Genomic DNA, 17450 nt, shown 5'->3' with positions numbered 1-17450 from the left:
CCTTATTTATCTTTACCTACGTGTAAAATTGCTAAAAATGCCTCTTGCGGTACTTCTACATTACCTAAGGATTTCATTCGTTTTTTACCTTCTTTTTGTTTCTGTAAAAGTTTTTTCTTGCGGCTAACATCACCACCATAACACTTCGCTAAAACATTTTTACGTAATTGTTTCACCGTTGAACGTGCAATAATGTGATTACCAATAGCAGCTTGAATGGCAATATCAAATTGTTGACGAGGAATCAGCTCACGCATTTTTTCCACCAATTCACGACCACGATATTGTGCATTATCTTTGTGTACAATTAACGCTAACGCATCCACACGCTCACCATTGATCATAATATCGACACGCACCATATCCGCCGCTTGGAAACGTTTAAAACCATAATCCAGCGAGGCATAACCGCGAGAGGTTGATTTTAGACGATCGAAGAAATCCAGCACGACTTCGCCCATTGGGATTTCATAAGTCAATGCAATTTGATTACCGTGATAGACCATATTGGTTTGCACACCACGTTTTTCCACACATAACGTAATAACGTTTCCTAAGTATTCTTGCGGCACGAGCATATTACATTCTGCAATCGGTTCACGAATTTCGGAAATATTATTAAGCGGCGGTAATTTAGCCGGACTATCCACATACACCACTTCGCCATTGGTCATTTCCACTTCATAAATTACCGTGGGTGCCGTAGTAATTAAATCCAGATCATACTCTCGTTCTAAGCGTTCTTGAATGATCTCCATATGAAGAAGTCCCAAGAAACCGCAACGGAAACCAAAACCAAGTGCGGTTGAATTTTCCGGTTCATAGAATAATGAGGCATCATTCAGACTTAGTTTACCTAGCGCATCACGAAACGCCTCATAATCGTCCGAGCTGACAGGGAACAAACCAGCGTAAACTTGAGGTTTGACTTTTTTAAAGCCGGGTAAAACACTACTTGCAGGGTTATGCTGATGAGTTAGTGTATCCCCCACCGGTGCGCCTAAAATATCTTTAATCGCACAAACGACCCAACCTACTTCGCCACAATTTAATACCGTCGTGTCCACTTGCTTTGGTGTGAAAATACCAAGGCGATCCACATTATAAGCTTGACCTGTAGACATCACTTTAATTTTATCGCCTTTTCGTAATACGCCGTTTTTTATCCGTACTAACGAAACCACGCCAAGATAGTTGTCAAACCAAGAGTCAATAATCAGGGCTTGTAACGGCGCATTCGGATCGCCCTCAGGTGCAGGGATTTTCGCCACAATTTCTTCTAGTACATCTTCAATGCCCTGCCCGGTTTTTGCGGAACAACGCACCGCTTCCATCGCGTCAATCCCCACAATATCTTCAATTTCTTCGGCAACCCTCTCAGGATCTGCGGCAGGTAAATCAATTTTATTTAAAATCGGCACAACCTCCAGATCCATTTCAATTGCGGTATAGCAGTTCGCTAAAGTTTGTGCTTCTACCCCTTGCCCGGCATCCACCACTAACAACGCGCCTTCACAAGCTGCAAGGGAACGGGAAACTTCATACGAGAAATCCACGTGTCCCGGGGTATCAATAAAGTTTAATTGATAGGTTTCGCCATCTTTAGCTTTATAATTTAAAGTTACGCTTTGAGCTTTAATAGTGATACCGCGCTCACGTTCAAGATCCATTGAATCCAATACTTGTGCTTCCATTTCACGATCTGAAAGACCGCCACAGGTTTGAATCAAACGATCGGAAAGGGTTGATTTACCATGGTCAATATGGGCAATAATAGAAAAGTTACGAATATTCTTCATAAAAGCTTGGTTTTCTCAAAAATCATCAAATTTAACTGGCGGATTGTACCTGAAAACCACAAAAACCGCTAGAAGAGAAAAAGTGCGGTTGATTTTTGATTTATTAAAAAACCCCGACAAAATCGGGGTTTCTGTTTAATCTTTAAATAAATTACAGACTTTCAGTGAAAGTACGGGTAATTACATCGCGTTGTTGTTCCGGAGTTAAGGAGTTGAAACGTACTGCGTAACCGGAAACACGGATTGTTAGTTGTGGATATTTATCCGGGTTGTTTACCGCATCTTCTAATGTTTCGCGGCGTAACACGTTCACGTTTAAATGTTGGCCGCCTTCCACTTTTACAGTCGGCGCAACGTTTACCGGTAATTCACGGTATTCGATTTGACCAAGTTCGCTTACCGCAATAACTTGATCTTCCTTGAAATCACCTTTTGCACATAGGCAACGGGCCTCATTCGTCTCGCTATCTAACAACCAGAATGAGTTGAGTAAATTGTCATTCGCTGCTTGGGTAATTTGAATACCTTTAATCATAATAGACTCCTAAGTTGGTATGGGTATAATCACAAAACTGTGCAAATTTTATCAAAAAATTTTAATACATCAAATTCTTTTAATTAAGAATAAGCAGCTTTTTGCAAATTTTTAGTGAGATCAAAAAATTTTCTTGTAGCATAATTTATTGACAAACTTTAATTAACACTTCACCAGCAAATTATCTCGTTCCATAGATTATAACTTAGTTTATAATGCTACAACTCAATTTGAAGAGGATTCGATGATGAAAACATGGACAGATGTAATCGGCAAAGAAAAAGAGCAACCTTATTTTCAAAACACATTAAAACAAGTTCACCTTGCTAGACAAAGCGGAAAAACCGTTTATCCTCCGCAAGATGAAGTGTTTAACGCGTTTAAATACACCGCATTTGAAGATGTCAAAGTGGTCATTTTAGGGCAAGATCCTTACCACGGCCCAAATCAAGCGCACGGGCTTGCGTTTTCAGTCAAGCCGGAGGTGGCAATACCTCCGTCCCTCGTGAATATCTATAAAGAATTAACCCAAGATATTCCCGGTTTTCAAATGCCTTCCCACGGTTATTTGGTGAAATGGTCGGAACAAGGTGTGTTATTGCTCAATACCGTATTAACCGTTGAGCGGGGACTTGCCCATTCACATGCAAATTTAAATTGGGAAACCTTTACCGATCGCGTTATTGAGGCACTGAATAAATATCGTAAAAATTTAGTTTTTTTGCTCTGGGGTAGCCATGCCCAGAAAAAAGGTAACATGATTGATCGCACTCGCCATCTGGTTCTTACCGCGCCTCACCCGTCTCCCCTTTCAGCACACCGAGGCTTTTTAGGTTGCCGACATTTTTCCAAAACAAATGCTTATCTGAGGGAAAACGGGATAAAAGAAATTAACTGGCAAATTTAAAGTGCGGTCAATTTTTCATGGTTTTTTATAGAGACATTTAGCGATTCACTAGTAAATTCTAATGAAAGTAAAGGAGGAAGTAATGAATCAACGTGAAATGTTACTGACTTACGCTGCCGGACAATACGGTACATCACCTGAATATTTATGGAAAAACTTCCCAAGTTATGCCGTTCTTCGCCATAATAATATGAGAGCGAAATGGTATGCCCTAATTGCAAATGTACCTAAAATGAAACTGGGTTTAAAGGAGGCAGGAAATGTAGAAATTGCCAATTTTAAGTGTATCCCTGAATTAATCGGTGCCTTACGCCAAGATAAAAATATTCTACCCGCTTACCATATGAATAAGGAACATTGGATTACCGTCGTACTGGATAACAACTTCCCTGACGATGAGTTATGTCGATTAATGGAAGAAAGTTATAGATTAACAGAGTAATTTCAAAATAGCTTAAATTAAGTATTCAAAAAATATTTATGGTAAATAAAAGTGGAGTTTACAGTGTTACATTTGCCTTTTCTAACCGCTTCTCAGCCCGCCTTTTACGAAAAAAGGCACTTAATTTCTCACTACATTCTTCCGCTAATATTCCGCCGGTAATTTCCACGGTATGATTCATTTGATAATCATCAAAGAAGTGGAAGCGGGAACCAACCGCACCGGTTTTATAATCAGACGCACCAAACACCAAACGCCGAATTCGGCTGTGTAAAATTGCACCGGCACACATAGTACAGGGCTCAAGTGTCACATAAAGGGTAGTATCAAGCAAACGATAGTTTTGTACCTTTTTTGCCGCATGACGTAATGCCACAATTTCCGCATGGGCAGTCGGATCATTTTCAGTAATCGAAAGATTCCAACCCTCACCAAGGATATTCCCCTCGCTATCTACCAAAACCGCCCCCACCGGAATTTCCCCTAAAGATTCGGCTTTATCCGCCAAACTCAGAGCAAGACGCATAAATTTTTCATCAAAATCCGACCGCACTTTTCCGCCTTATACAGAGAAAGGATACTTAATTGGCTCGTGAGATTGATAGCCAATCACCTTGAAATCATCCATCGTTACCCAAGTTTCCAAATCTTCTAAGGTTTTAATATCCGGATTTATCTCCAGTTTCGGTAACGGGAACGGTTCACGCTGTAATTGGACATCACGCATTAATTCCAGTTGATCTTCATAAATGTGTGCATTAATAATTTTATGGAAAGCTTTGCCCGCCTTCTTTCCAGTGATTTGTGCCATTAAAGCTAAAAAAGTAAAAACTTGAATTTGATTAAAATTTAACCCTAGCGGCACATCGCAAGAACGTTGGTAACTGGTGAGATGTAAAGTATCGCCTACAAGAGAAAAGGTATGTGTGTGCATACAAGGGCGCAAGCAGCCAAGATCAACTTCACCCGGGTTAAAAAATGTCATAATTTCACCACGATCATCAACACCTTGAGTGAGATTATTCACAATTTTACGTAGCTGATCGACGGTTTCTCCGTTCGGTTTTCTCCACGATCTGCCCTGAACACCATAAACACGCCCCATATCATCCGTGCCTTTACGATGAGGATTTGCCAGCCAAGCCGCATTGTCATTAGCATTAGCATCCCAAGTTTTGGTGCCGAGTTTGCGAAAGTCCGCCGCATTATCATAGCCCCGAATGTAGCCTAAAAATTCCGCAATTGCGGCTTTCCAATAACTTTTACGAGTAGTGATAAGCGGAAATTGGTTATTTGCGACATCATATTCCAAATCGGCATTAATCACCGTTAGGCAACGTTTGCCCGTACGTTTATTAGCGATCCATTCGCCTTCATCAATAATTCGACGGCAAAGATCAAGATATTGTTTCATAAAAACTCCTTAATTTTTCACCGCACTTTTGCGGGTATAAGCCCATAACATAATCAAACCGCCACCAATAATCATTGGTAAACACAAGGCTTGACCACGGGTTATAATCCCGAGGAAAGATTCCACTTCCGGTTCACGCACATATTCCACGATAAAACGGAATATACCGTAACCGATTAAAAATAGACCGGCAACCGAGCCTGTCGGGCGCGGTTTTTTAATGAAAAGGTTAAGAATGGTAAATAACACCAATCCTTCTAAAAAGGCCTCATAAAGCTGTGAAGGGTGGCGTGGCAGTAAAAGAGGATCATTCGGGAAAATCATCGCCCAAGGCACATCGGTTTCACGTCCCCAAAGTTCAAGGTTAATAAAATTGCCAATACGTCCTAAACCCAAACCGAACGGGATCAACGGTGCCATAAAATCTGCCGTTTCCCAAAACGTACGCTTTTGCGAACGAGAAGTCCAAATCATCGCAACAATTACCCCGATTAACCCGCCATGGAAAGACATTCCCCCTTCCCATACTCGGAATAAATAAAGCGGCTCCCGTAAGAAATGATCAAGGTTATAGAAGAACACATCACCAATACGTCCCCCTAAAAATACCCCCATAAAACCGTTAAAAAGCAAGGTATCGACTTGTTCAGTCGTCCAAGCGCTATTGGGTTGATTAGCGCGTCTTACGGCAAGCCAACGGGCAAATACAAAGCCAAGTAAATACATTAAACCGTACCAACGCAAGCCGATATTGCTATCACCAAAAGTAAAAATACTCGGATCAAAATGGGGAAGGAGTAGATATTGATTCATAATTTTCCTTTATTTCAGAAACATATCAATGGCGATGACAATTAATAATAATGCAAAGCCTTTTTTCAATATTGACACTGGTAATTTAGCGGTTGCCGTTGCACCTAATTTCGAGGTGAAAAAGGAGGTGGCGGTAATACCGAATACTGCCGGCAAATAAATATAACCCAAAGAATAATCGGGCATGGTCGGATTATGCCAACCGCTCACCATAAAACTCAACATACCGGATAGACCAAGTAACATACCGCAAAAAGCGGAAGAACCGATCGCCTTTTTCATATCAATTCCGCGTGAGTTTAAAAACGGTACGATAAAACCGCCACCGCCAATACCTGCGGCACTAGAGGCCACACCGATTAAAACACCGCCAATAACTGATGATGTTGTCGTCAATGTTTTTGTCGATTCCGTTGCTTTCGGTTTGATAGAAATTACCATTTTTACAGCTAAATAAACCACAAGACAAGCAAATAACTTTGCGGCAATATCTCGATCTAACTTGCCGATGAATAAACCTGAAATAAAGACCGTAATCATAATCACGGGAGCTAAAATTTTTATTGCCTCCCACACAATATTGCCCAACTTGTGATGACGTTGTGCCGAAGAAAATCCCGTAATCACAATAGTCGCAAAAGAAGTGCCAAGTGCGGTTGACATCAACAACGGTTCAGGTACCCCCATCATTGGCAACAAGTAAACCAATACGGGCACTATCACTAAACCGCCGCCAATACCGAATAAGCCGGCAAGAAACCCGACAAGGGCGCCAACTAACAAACAAATTGCAATAAAAGCCAGCATAGCTTAACCTCTTTTATTAAACGAGCGTTTAGAATATTTTGAATAATGGGATTTACGCGAAGGTGTGAATTTTTGTTCTCGTTCCGATTGATCCACCGATTTATCTTTCTCATTAGAAAATAAAAAAATAGCAAATTCTTTCATCGCTCGACGATACACCTCTTTCTTAAACGATACGACTTGGCGCACGGGATACCAAAAGCTTACCCAACGCCAGCCATCAAATTCAGGGGATTTAGTCGTTTGCATATTGATATTTTTTTCGTCGGAAACCAGCTGTAATAAAAACCAACGCTGTTTTTGCCCGATACACATCGGCTTACTGTCATAACGCAACAAACGTTTCGGTAATTTATAACGCAGCCAATGTTTCGACACAGATAAGATGCGTACATCTTTCGGCTGCAATCCCACTTCTTCATATAATTCGCGATACATCGCTTGCTCGGCACTCTCATTATCGTTAATGCCGCCTTGAGGGAACTGCCAAGAATTCTGCCCATAGCGTTTAGCCCAAAGCACCTGTCCTTTTCGATTGCAAATCACAATTCCCACGTTTGGACGGTAGCCATCAAAATCGATCACTATCGTTTTACCTTAAATTTTTATAAAAATAATCTGCGAATTGTTCCATAAATCAGTGTTTTTATCAACCAAAGCAGCAAAAGTGCGGTCATTCCTCAAACAGTTTTCGGATTGTGGATAACATTGTGATTAACTTAAGCATAATCCACAATAAATCTGTGTGAAAAATTACAAGAGACTTTTATCCCCTTTAGATCCTCCCGCTTTAGCAAAATTTTTTACCAAGATCCTTTTTAAAAGGAAACCGCACTTTATTTCATCAAAGTACGGTTGAAAAATATTCATTATCTCCAAATCAACAATTGCCAGCTGAAATTTCCGCTTCTCCTGAAGATTATCCAATATTTCTGTGGATAAAATTGTGATTGAGAAAATTCAAAATACGGTATAACTTTTCCCAACCCGATAAGCGGGTTTTTATAGTCAATTTAATTCCTTATAATTCAAATAATTAGCTTAAATTTTATTAAACAACTGCAATGTGAATAACAGAATAAATGTTGCTGTCTATTTTTTAGCCTTAGGATCAATTCCGCTCAAATAACGTTCCCAATCAAAGTATTGACCCGGATCGATCTTACGTCCGGGAGATATATCCGAATGCCCTACAATACGGTTTTGCGTAATGTTCGGATAGGCAGCCATAATACATTTTGTAAGCCGTTGCAAGGATTCATATTGAGCATCGGTAAAAGGCTGCTCATTACTCCCTTCAAGTTCAATACCAATGGAAAAATCATTACATCTTTCACGTCCCTCAAAGCTGGAAATCCCTGCGTGCCATGCTCGATCATTAAAATTCACATATTGTGTAATGATGCCATGACGATCGATCAAACAATGGGCCGAAACACGCATTTGGTGAATTTCCTCAAAATAGGGATGAAGTTTGGGATCTAACTTACCTTGAAAAAAATCATCAATATACCCTCCGCCAAACTGTTCCGGTGGTAGGCTAATATAATGAATCACCAACAAAGAAATATCTTCCGAATCCAAACGTTCATCAAAATGAGGCGAAAGGATTTGTCGACAATCAGTAAACCAACCTTGTTCAATACATTGCTGTTTTTTCATTATTTTCTCCTATTTTTTGCGAGTAGGATCGCAGAAAAAGTGCGGTCAATTTTACAAAGTTTTTTTCCTTCCGCACAATGTTCCCGCCAATATTGGCTTAACCCACGTTTATAAAGGAAAATCAATGAAACTCATCTCTCAATCCGGACTGAAAAAAGGATTTACGCTCATCGAACTAATGATCGTGATTGCAATCATTGCAATTCTTGCCACTATCGCAATTCCGTCTTATCAAAATTATACCAAAAAGGCGGCAATGTCTGAATTGCTACAAGCCTCCGCCCCCTTTAAATCAGATGTCGAACTCTGTGTTTACGGTACCGGGAACACCTCAAATTGTAGTGGCGGCTCAAATGGTGTTACCGCCAACATCACCACAGCAAAAGGCTACATAAAAAGCGTGAATACAAGTGCCGGCGCAATTACTGTTACAGGTAACGGAACATTAGATGGAATAGAATATACCCTCACAGCAAACGGCGATACATCTAAAGGTGTTACTTGGTCAACCACCTGTATAGGCGATACCTCATTATTCCCGGCCGGATTCTGTTCCAAATGACATCTACATTACTTGAACATCGTGTAGCGGCACAAAACGGTGAGGTCTTTTCGATCTCATCGGAGTTATGGGAACGCAATAAACAGCAACATGCTCTATTTTTGCACTATTTTTCCTTGCCTTTGAAAGAAGAGGAAAATCGCTTATGGCTCGCTGTCGATTCTCTTTCCAATCTCTCGGCTTGCGAAACTATTGCTTTTGTTACCGGGAAATTGGTCGAACCGGTTTTGCTTGACAGCACACAACTCAAAGATCTTCTACAACAACTTTCGCCGCAATCCGTGCAAGTAGAAGAGCAAATGAATTTCTACCAGCCTCAAGAGCAAGAACATCAGGAAAAAAACGATGACGAGCCTATTATCCAATTACTCAATCGTATTTTTGAGTCAGCACTGCAAAAAAATGCTTCCGATATTCACTTAGAAACTTTACAGGATTGTTTTCAAGTGCGGTTTAGAATTGACGGGGTTTTGCAACCTCAAACACCGATTAGTAAAAATTTAGCCAATCGGTTAATTTCCCGATTAAAACTTCTTGCTAAACTTGACATCAGCGAAACCCGATTACCACAAGACGGGCGTTTTCAATTTAAAACAACTTTCTCCGATATTCTTGATTTTCGCCTTTCTACCCTGCCCACCCATTGGGGTGAAAAAGTCGTACTCCGCGCACAACAAAATAAACCTGTGGAATTGAGTTTTGCAGAACTGGGCATGACGGAATCACAACAACAAACTTTCCAGCTGGCACTCCGTCAACCTCAAGGGTTAATTCTAGTTACCGGCCCAACCGGTAGCGGAAAAAGTATCTCCCTTTATACCGCACTTCAGTGGTTAAATACACCTGATAAACACATTATGACAGCAGAAGATCCCATCGAAATTGAATTAACCGGAATCATCCAAAGCCAAATTAATCCGCAAATCGGACTAGATTTTAGTCGCTTATTACGTTCATTTTTACGACAAGATCCCGACATTATTATGCTTGGCGAAATCCGAGATGAAGAAAGTGCGATAATGGCCCTACGGGCTGCGCAAACCGGGCATTTAGTGCTTTCAACCTTACACACAAACGATGCTATTTCCGCTATATCACGCTTACAACAACTTGGGATTCAACGACACGAAATAGAAAGTAGTTTATTACTGGTGATAGCCCAACGGCTTGTACGAAAACGTTGCCAAAAGTGCGATCAATTTTCCATTGATTCTTGCGATTGCCATCAAGGGTATCGCGGCAGAATTGGCGTTTATCAATTCTTACATCGTCAACAAAACAACTATCAAACCGATTTTGCCAATCTCCGTCAAAGCGGGTTAGAAAAAGTAAAACAAGGCATCACCGATGAGGCGGAAATTTATCGTGTTTTGGGAGGCGAATAAAATGGCAAAGAAACTTTTTTACTACCGGGCACATAATGCCCTAAAGCAAATGCAAAAAGGCTCAATCATTGCCGATTCAATGCAACAGGCACAATTTCGATTGATGAACAGAGGGCTAACTAACGTCAAATTACAAAAAAATTGGCAACTCAACAATAAACCGAAAAAGACAGAAATCAGTGCATTATTGAATCAACTTACCACCCTTCTACAATCTGCGATTCCGCTTAAAAATAGTTTACAAATTTTGCAACAAAATTGTACGCAACTTGCCTTAAATGCATGGTTAGAACAGCTTTTAAAATCTATCGAATCCGGATTATCTTTTTCCCAAAGTATTGAGCAACAAGGCAAATATCTTACCCGACAAGAAATTCAATTAATTCAGGTTGGCGAAATGACGGGAAAACTGGCAACTGTTTGCAGCAAAATTGCAACACATCGTCATCAATCCTTAGCACTACAACGCAAATTACAAAAAATTATGCTTTATCCCTCTATGGTATTGGGAATCTCTTTATTGCTAACACTTGCACTTTTACTTTTTATCGTGCCGCAATTTGCCGAAATGTATCAAGGTAATAATACTGAATTACCCACACTCACTTCGCTGTTACTTACCACATCAAATCTACTTAAAGAAGATATTGGAATCTTGCTATTTTTTACGATGATATTCATCCTATTTTACCAGTTAAAATTAAAGCATTCCTCACACTTTCAACGGAAAAAAGCTCAAATCATTGCAGTTATGCCGATTTTTGGCAATATTCAACAACTCTCCCGTTTAGTAAATTTTAGCCAAAGTCTATACATTATGTTACAAGCCGGTGTGCCGCTTAATCAGGCTTTAAATAGCTTTCTACCACGCACACAAACTTGGCAAACCAAGAAAACCATCTTGAGTGATCAGATTCTAGATAGTGAAATTAGGTCAATTTTACATTGGATTTCACAAGGTTATGCCTTTTCCGATAGCGTAAGTAGCCACCTATTTCCTATGGAAGCACAACAAATGCTGCAAATCGGCGAAAAAAGCGGAAAACTGGCTTTCATGTTACAACATATTGCAGAAAACTATCAGGAAAAACTCAATCATCAAATTGATCTCCTTTCTCAAATGTTAGAACCAATGATGATGGTGATTATTGGAAGCCTCATAGGCATCATTATGATGGGAATGTATTTACCGATTTTTAATATGGGAGCGGTGGTGCAATGATCTATCTTGCAAGCTTTTTACTCGGTGGAATCTTCGGTATAACATTATGGTTTTATATCTCCACTTTTGTTGAACGCTTACAAACCGATATTTATAGCGCTTACACAGAGCTATTTCCGCAAAATCCCCCCGCATTTCAACCGCATTTTGCCACTATTCAGGGAAAAAAGTGCGGTCATTTTTTTCGCTATTTTTTTATCGTCGGATCGCTATTTAGCGTGCTGATCTTCATCACAGAAAATGCTTTTTTTGCTTTATGGTTAGCCTGTACACTACTTCTACTATGGGCAATCGCCTACCTGGACTGGCAATATCAACTGATATCAATAACATCTTGTCTCATATTGACAGCGTTAGGATTCATTGGTGCCTCTCAATCCTTTTCCTTTTTAATAGTGGAAGAAAGCCTACAAAGTGCGGTTATTTTTTTCTTCGTTTTTTATGGGATTTATTGGCTTGCAAAGTGGCACTACAAAAAAGAAGCATTCGGACAAGGGGATTATTGGCTCGCTCTTGGAATCGGGAGTTACTTACCGTTAAAACAATTCCCCGTCTTTTTATTGATTGCCTGTTTATCCGGCATTTTATTTGCCCTTCTTTCCCCAAAAAGAAACGCTTTTTTGCCTTTTGCGCCTTTTCTCTGTCTCTCAAGTTTTGTAGTATGGTTATTCAATTATTACTCATAAGGAATCTCAATGACGTATATCGTAGGGTTAACCGGCGGTATTGGCAGTGGCAAAAGCACAATTGCCAATTTATTTGCAGAGCTTGGCGTACCTATAGTGGATGCTGACATTGTTGCACGTGAAGCGGTTGCAAAAGGCACACCTTTGCTTGAACAAATTACCGAACATTTTGGTACATCTATTTTATTAGAAAACGGCGAACTCAATCGCCCTGCACTACGCAAAATTATCTTTGCTAAGGAATCGGAAAAAAATTGGCTCAACGGTTTATTACACCCGGCTATTCGGGAAACCATGTTAAAACAGCTTGCCGCACAAACCGCGCCTTATACGCTTTTCGTCGTACCGCTTCTTATTGAAAATAATCTTACCGAGCTTTGTCATCGTGTACTTGTCATTGATGTCAACCCACAAACCCAACTAATGCGGGCTGCAAAACGCGACCAAAATAACCTTGAGCAAATCCGACAAATTATGAATGCACAAGTAAGTAGAGCGGAACGCTTAAAATGGGCTACGGAGATCATTAACAATGATAAAAATCTGGCTGAAAACTTACCGCACTTAAAGCAAAAAGTGCTAGAATTGCACTACTTTTATTTACAACAAGCAAAAATGACACATGCCTGAAGAAATTATTGAAGTTCCCTGCCCGATTTGCCAAAAAGCCGTGTCTTGGACGACAGAAAGCCCATATCGGCCTTTCTGCAGCAAACGTTGCCAACTTATCGATCTTGGCGAATGGGCAGCAGAAGAAAAAGCTATTCCAAGCGATACCGCCGATTTTACCTCGGATCCTAATTTAAGTGATGAGTGGAATATAAAATGAAAATTCAACATCAGGAAAATCATCAACAAGGTGAGTTTTTTATTTTAAATGAGCAAGGGGAGAAAATCGCCGAACTCACTTATTTTTACGAAACGGAAAATAAAATTAATGCGAATCACACATTTGTATCAAACCAACTCCGCGGGCAGGGTATCGCCGATAAACTTTATCAAGCATTACTTGTCTTTATCACGGAAAAGCAATTAGCGCTTCATCCTACTTGCAGCTATATCAAATACAAATGGGAAAGAAACAATAACAAGGGATAAAATAATTTTCTATTTCCCGTTTTGGTCTAAAGTGCGGTCATTTTTGAGTAATTTTCCCATCTGTGCTATCCTCAGAGCATTTTTAAGAAACTGTAATTTCCATGCAACAAGATTATTTAAGCCAACAAAAATTTGCTGATTTACCCTTACACCCTATTGTTTTAAAAGCCTTACAAATCAAAGGGTTTGACTATTGTACGCCTATTCAGGCACTGTCATTACCCATCAGTCTGCAAGGTAAAGATATTGCGGGACAAGCGCAAACCGGTACAGGTAAAACCATAGCATTTTTAACCACAACTTTTCATCATTTACTTACCTATAAAAAAGATAAGACAGACTACAACCAACCGCGAGCATTGATCCTTGCTCCAACCCGTGAACTTGCGGTTCAAATTAGCAACGATGCTGAGTTTTTAGCAACCACAAGCGGATTAAAGATCGTCCTTGCGTATGGAGGGGACGGTTATGACAAACAACTACAAGCCATTGAACGCGGAGTAGATATTTTAATCGGCACCACCGGGCGTATCATTGATTATGTAAAACAAGGTACGATTCGTCTAGAACAGATTCAAGTTGTGGTATTGGACGAAGCGGATCGAATGTTTGATTTGGGTTTCATTCGTGATATTCGTTATTTATTGCGTAAATGTCCTTCCCCACAAAAGCGTTTAACAATGCTCTTCTCGGCAACTCTGTCTTACAAAGTACGTGAACTTGCCTTTGAAGATATGAATGATCCAGAATACATTGAAATTGAACCCGAACAAAAAACCGGTCATCGTATTAAGGAAGAATTATTTTACCCTTCTAACCAAGAAAAAATGGCACTATTGCTGACTTTAATAGAAGAAGAATGGCCTGAACGCTGTATCGTATTTGCGAATACTAAACATCGTTGTGAAGAAATTTGGCGTTATTTAGCGGCTGACGGACATCGTGTGGGATTACTCACCGGCGATGTCGCACAGAAAAAACGCCTGGCACTATTGAAGCAATTCACTGATGGTGTTCTAGATATTCTTGTCGCAACCGATGTGGCGGCTCGAGGTTTACACATCGCAGATGTTACCCATGTATTTAACTATGATTTACCGGATGACCGTGAAGATTACGTACACCGTATCGGACGTACAGGTCGTGCCGGTGAAAGCGGTGTTTCGATTAGTTTTGCCTGTGAAGAATATGCAATGAATCTACCTGCTATTGAGGAATATATCGGGCATTCGATTCCGGTAAGTCAATATGATCAGGATTCTTTATTAAGTTTGCCTAAGCCGTTTCCTTTAAAATCCCGATCAAATAACTCCCGAGTACCGTTGAGAAATCGCGTACACCGTAAATAGAACTTCACCGTTATAAAAAATTTTTTTAGTTAGTAAAAAATCCACCTTCATAGAAGGTAGCTTTAATTTACGCCCCATAGGGGCGTTTTTAAATTCCGATTCTGAGAATCCGAATTTTATTCTATTGAAAGACTTAATTGCTTGTCTTCAAACTCATGTTTCTCTTGATACTTCACATATCTTCGTATCATTTCTACATTGCCCCCTACGCTACCAAAACAGTAACCTCTATTATTTCTGAAACTGATATCTTCGGCGCAATATTAACCAACAAATGGATATGCGCTATTTGGACGTTTAATTCTACTATTTCTATTTTAAGCTGCTCGCCTAATATTCTTAGCTGAACATAAACTTCCCTACCTACTTTATCTTTTAATATTCTAAAACGACATTTCAGCGTCCAAACTAAGTGACATTGACAATACAAAATCACCATACGATTTATTCAGGCAAAGCCTTTTAAGTCGATAACCACCTTTTAGTTAGCAATAAAATGCAAAGGCATTTTTGCTGCATAATGCCCTTGATTGTTCGATATGATGTAACAGTTATGTGCAAAATAAACATATTTACTTTACACTAACGACAGTTTTGTACTAAATAAAGGATTGGGTTGTCATGGTTGTCCTCTTCATTTGTGATAAGTTAAGTATTGAATTACAAAGACTCAAAGGGCTGAAGTAGATTCAGCCTAAATTTTTCACTATTTTCAAGTGGTTAGAAAAATCTATTTATAGCAGATAGCCTTGTTTGCTTAAGTACATGATAAATTTATTACAAATAGTAAATTCTGCAAGAAAAAATGTTTCTTCGGTTAGCCTAATAAGTGATAAAGCAGTAAGTTAACGCCAAATCCGCCAACCACTAACCATATAAAAACGAATGAACCCAACAGAAGTGGTTTTAACCCGGCTTGTTTCACCGTACTCACACTCGTTGTTAAACCAAGTCCTGCCATGGCCGCCATTAACAAGATCGTATCAATTTGAACTAGTAAAGCTACCCATTCCGCAGGTAGTAGGTTAAAAGAATTAAATACAGCAACGAGAATAAATATCACAGCAAAATAAGGAATTGAAATGGCGTGCTTTTGTTCCTCATCTTTTTTGTGTTTGTGTAAAAAATAAGATAAGACGAGTAGAAAAGGAGCGAGCATCATTACCCGGATCATTTTTGATACCACTGCAATATCGGCGACAACAGGATTAATATTACTCCCCGCTGCATAGACTTGTGCGACTTCGTGTACGGAAGAACCAATGTAAATACCAAACTGATGCGGGTTAATATAGTCAATCAAAATAGGATAAAGAATAGGATATAAAAACATGGAAATCGTGCCGAAAATAACGATTAAAGCAACGGCGACAGAAACTTTATAAGAGGGCGCTTTTACAACGGGTTCACTCGCAATGATTGCCGCAGCACCACAAATACTGCAGCCGGCACCGGTAAGAAAAACGATTTGTTTATCCATTTTTAAGATCTTAATGCCAATCCAGCAGGTGATCACAAATGTTAGTATCAACATAACGGCATCGGCTAATACGGCATTAACCCCCACTTGACCGATATCTTGTAAGGTAATTCTAAAACCGTACAAAATAATGCCGAGGCGTAATAATTGTCCTTTAGCGAAGGTCACCCCGAGATGTGTAAACTTTTCGATTTTATAGTAAAACGTATTACCGCACAGAATACCAATGACAATCGCCAATGTTAATGCGCTGATATTTAGTGTCATCATTAATTCATTATGACCGATTAAAAAGGCGATTGCAGTAATTACTAATACCAAAAGCAAGCCTAAGATTAAGTTTAAATTTTTCATCACAATTCTCTCGTTAGATTAAAACCATACTACAATAACGAATTTAATTTATAAATAAAACTAATTTGTAGTTATTTTAATCGACGAGTGTTATTTAATTAAGAGAGATTGAAGGGAAATAAAGCTCAGAATTGCTGTGATAGTCGTAATCAAAAGTTGCTAAGGGCGGCATTAATGTTTTTATAAATCCACTATGGATAAGCTTATTTCGAACGCTTGTAAAGAATGAATGAACGATCTTCATTTTGTTGGCAAAAACAATTTAAGGTTCCGCATAGCTGCTCAATATCCTTAATAGCGGTTTCCGTTGAAATCAGCACCAGTAAGCTGTCATCTTCCGTGAGGGTTGACAGGGCTTTTTTTATCATCAGCAATGGCAAGGGGCAGCGATAATTTCGCGTATCAAGTTGATAATCCATAACTCAAGGATGACGCCGTTTTGACATAATTTGACCAATAGCGTTCAATTCTGTCTCAGACAAGGATTGTTTACCCAGCTCAAAAAGAGGTTCTTCAATAGCAATATGGTTAGCATAACCCGATATGAACCGCTGAATGAGTGCCGAATCTATTTTGTCGGTTTTTTGTGCGATTAAAGCCTCTAATTGTTTAGAAAGCTCAAACCAATTTTTATGTAAATCAATATGTTGGCGTTCTAGCTCTGCTATTTTTGATTCCGTTTCCGGTACTTTAGCCATTAACACAGGGAAAAAATCTTTTTCTTCATCATCGTGGTGGAGCGGTGCAGCTTGATTAAAATACTGCAAAATTATTTTTATATCGTTCAATACCGCTTGATTTATGCCGTTTTTTTCTAAATAGCCGGGTAATATACTAAGCTGATGACAAAAACGTTTAACCTTACTATGACAGGCATAAAGCATTTCGATGGGTTCATTCCAAGTGGAGAATTGCTGAGGTTCAAGAATTTGCAT

At 39.5% G+C, this 17450-nt stretch carries 21 protein-coding genes and 1 pseudogene; 10 read left to right on the top strand and 12 right to left on the bottom strand.

Going from position 1 to position 17450, the window contains the following annotated elements:
- Positions 1–2 precede the first annotated feature (2 nt).
- Complete coding sequence (lepA, locus tag BKL51_RS00285) at positions 3–1799, bottom strand: translation elongation factor 4 (protein WP_077464774.1); 1797 nt, start codon at positions 1797–1799, stop codon at positions 3–5.
- Positions 1800–1950: 151 nt separating this feature from the next.
- Complete coding sequence (gene grcA, locus BKL51_RS00280; protein ID WP_077464773.1) at positions 1951–2334, bottom strand: autonomous glycyl radical cofactor GrcA; 384 nt, start codon at positions 2332–2334, stop codon at positions 1951–1953.
- A 247-nt stretch (positions 2335–2581) separates the two neighbouring features.
- Here grcA and ung point away from each other — a divergent pair, with 247 nt between their 5' ends.
- Both ung and BKL51_RS00270 read left to right on the top strand, forming a co-directional pair.
- Entirely contained in the window at positions 2582–3241 is a 660-nt protein-coding gene (gene ung / locus BKL51_RS00275) for a uracil-DNA glycosylase (protein ID WP_077464772.1), read from the top strand.
- Between the two features lie 82 nt (positions 3242–3323).
- Positions 3324–3683, top strand: a complete 360-nt coding sequence (locus BKL51_RS00270; protein WP_077464771.1) for an MmcQ/YjbR family DNA-binding protein — start codon at positions 3324–3326, stop codon at positions 3681–3683.
- Between the two features lie 58 nt (positions 3684–3741).
- On the opposite strand, the gene tadA is transcribed toward BKL51_RS00270, so the two are convergent.
- The 6 genes from tadA to ampD all read right to left on the bottom strand — a co-directional run bounded on the left by tadA (position 3742) and on the right by ampD (position 8379).
- Complete coding sequence (gene tadA / locus BKL51_RS00265) at positions 3742–4236, bottom strand: tRNA adenosine(34) deaminase TadA (RefSeq protein WP_369801896.1); 495 nt, start codon at positions 4234–4236, stop codon at positions 3742–3744.
- Between the two features lie 9 nt (positions 4237–4245).
- Entirely contained in the window at positions 4246–5097 is an 852-nt protein-coding gene (locus BKL51_RS00260; protein WP_077464770.1) for a thymidylate synthase, read from the bottom strand.
- A gap of 9 nt (positions 5098–5106) precedes the next feature.
- Positions 5107–5910: a prolipoprotein diacylglyceryl transferase gene (lgt, locus tag BKL51_RS00255; protein ID WP_369801895.1), complete on the bottom strand. Its 804-nt coding sequence runs from the start codon at positions 5908–5910 to the stop codon at positions 5107–5109.
- A gap of 9 nt (positions 5911–5919) precedes the next feature.
- Positions 5920–6717: a sulfite exporter TauE/SafE family protein gene (locus BKL51_RS00250; protein ID WP_077464768.1), complete on the bottom strand. Its 798-nt coding sequence runs from the start codon at positions 6715–6717 to the stop codon at positions 5920–5922.
- Between the two features lie 3 nt (positions 6718–6720).
- A complete protein-coding gene (gene rppH, locus BKL51_RS00245) occupies positions 6721–7302 on the bottom strand; it encodes an RNA pyrophosphohydrolase (protein WP_077464767.1) in 582 nt (193 codons plus the stop codon).
- 507 nt (positions 7303–7809) lie between these two features.
- The gene (ampD, locus tag BKL51_RS00240; RefSeq protein WP_077464766.1) at positions 7810–8379 is read right to left on the bottom strand and encodes a 1,6-anhydro-N-acetylmuramyl-L-alanine amidase AmpD; all 570 of its coding nucleotides are present in this window, start codon (positions 8377–8379) and stop codon (positions 7810–7812) included.
- Between the two features lie 124 nt (positions 8380–8503).
- Here ampD and BKL51_RS00235 point away from each other — a divergent pair, with 124 nt between their 5' ends.
- The 8 genes from BKL51_RS00235 to rhlB all read left to right on the top strand — a co-directional run bounded on the left by BKL51_RS00235 (position 8504) and on the right by rhlB (position 14681).
- On the top strand, positions 8504–8941 hold the full coding sequence (locus BKL51_RS00235; protein WP_077464765.1) for a prepilin-type N-terminal cleavage/methylation domain-containing protein: 438 nt from the start codon (positions 8504–8506) through the stop codon (positions 8939–8941).
- Positions 8938–10326 (top strand): GspE/PulE family protein, encoded by a 1389-nt coding sequence (locus BKL51_RS00230; RefSeq protein WP_077464764.1) that lies wholly within the window; start codon positions 8938–8940, stop codon positions 10324–10326. The genes BKL51_RS00235 and BKL51_RS00230 overlap by 4 nt, the downstream gene beginning before the upstream one ends.
- A gap of 1 nt (position 10327) precedes the next feature.
- On the top strand, positions 10328–11548 hold the full coding sequence (locus tag BKL51_RS00225; protein WP_077464763.1) for a type II secretion system F family protein: 1221 nt from the start codon (positions 10328–10330) through the stop codon (positions 11546–11548).
- Positions 11545–12234, top strand: a complete 690-nt coding sequence (locus BKL51_RS00220) for an A24 family peptidase (protein ID WP_077464762.1) — start codon at positions 11545–11547, stop codon at positions 12232–12234. The genes BKL51_RS00225 and BKL51_RS00220 overlap by 4 nt, the downstream gene beginning before the upstream one ends.
- A gap of 9 nt (positions 12235–12243) precedes the next feature.
- Positions 12244–12864, top strand: a complete 621-nt coding sequence (gene coaE / locus BKL51_RS00215; protein WP_077464761.1) for a dephospho-CoA kinase — start codon at positions 12244–12246, stop codon at positions 12862–12864.
- The gene (gene yacG, locus BKL51_RS00210; RefSeq protein ID WP_077464760.1) at positions 12857–13063 is read left to right on the top strand and encodes a DNA gyrase inhibitor YacG; all 207 of its coding nucleotides are present in this window, start codon (positions 12857–12859) and stop codon (positions 13061–13063) included. The genes coaE and yacG overlap by 8 nt, the downstream gene beginning before the upstream one ends.
- On the top strand, positions 13060–13332 hold the full coding sequence (locus BKL51_RS00205) for a GNAT family N-acetyltransferase (protein WP_077464759.1): 273 nt from the start codon (positions 13060–13062) through the stop codon (positions 13330–13332). The genes yacG and BKL51_RS00205 overlap by 4 nt, the downstream gene beginning before the upstream one ends.
- Before the next feature lie 101 nt (positions 13333–13433).
- A complete protein-coding gene (rhlB, locus tag BKL51_RS00200) occupies positions 13434–14681 on the top strand; it encodes an ATP-dependent RNA helicase RhlB (RefSeq protein ID WP_077464758.1) in 1248 nt (415 codons plus the stop codon).
- Positions 14682–14797: 116 nt separating this feature from the next.
- Here rhlB and tnpA read toward each other — a convergent pair.
- From tnpA to BKL51_RS00180, 4 genes and pseudogenes are all read right to left on the bottom strand, one after another.
- Positions 14798–15120, bottom strand: a pseudogene (tnpA, locus tag BKL51_RS00195) (IS200/IS605 family transposase).
- Positions 15121–15498: 378 nt separating this feature from the next.
- Positions 15499–16515: a YeiH family protein gene (locus BKL51_RS00190; protein ID WP_077464757.1), complete on the bottom strand. Its 1017-nt coding sequence runs from the start codon at positions 16513–16515 to the stop codon at positions 15499–15501.
- Positions 16516–16718: 203 nt separating this feature from the next.
- On the bottom strand, positions 16719–16934 hold the full coding sequence (locus tag BKL51_RS00185) for a sulfurtransferase TusA family protein (protein WP_077464756.1): 216 nt from the start codon (positions 16932–16934) through the stop codon (positions 16719–16721).
- A 3-nt stretch (positions 16935–16937) separates the two neighbouring features.
- Positions 16938–17450, bottom strand: coding sequence for a hemerythrin domain-containing protein (locus BKL51_RS00180; protein ID WP_077464755.1), 513 nt, complete (start codon positions 17448–17450; stop codon positions 16938–16940).

It is taken from the genome of Rodentibacter sp. Ppn85 (assembly GCF_001999335.1).
Classification (GTDB): domain Bacteria; phylum Pseudomonadota; class Gammaproteobacteria; order Enterobacterales; family Pasteurellaceae; genus Rodentibacter.
The sequence above is the reverse complement of the archived record's forward strand: the minus strand, read 5'-3'. Positions and strand labels throughout refer to the sequence as shown.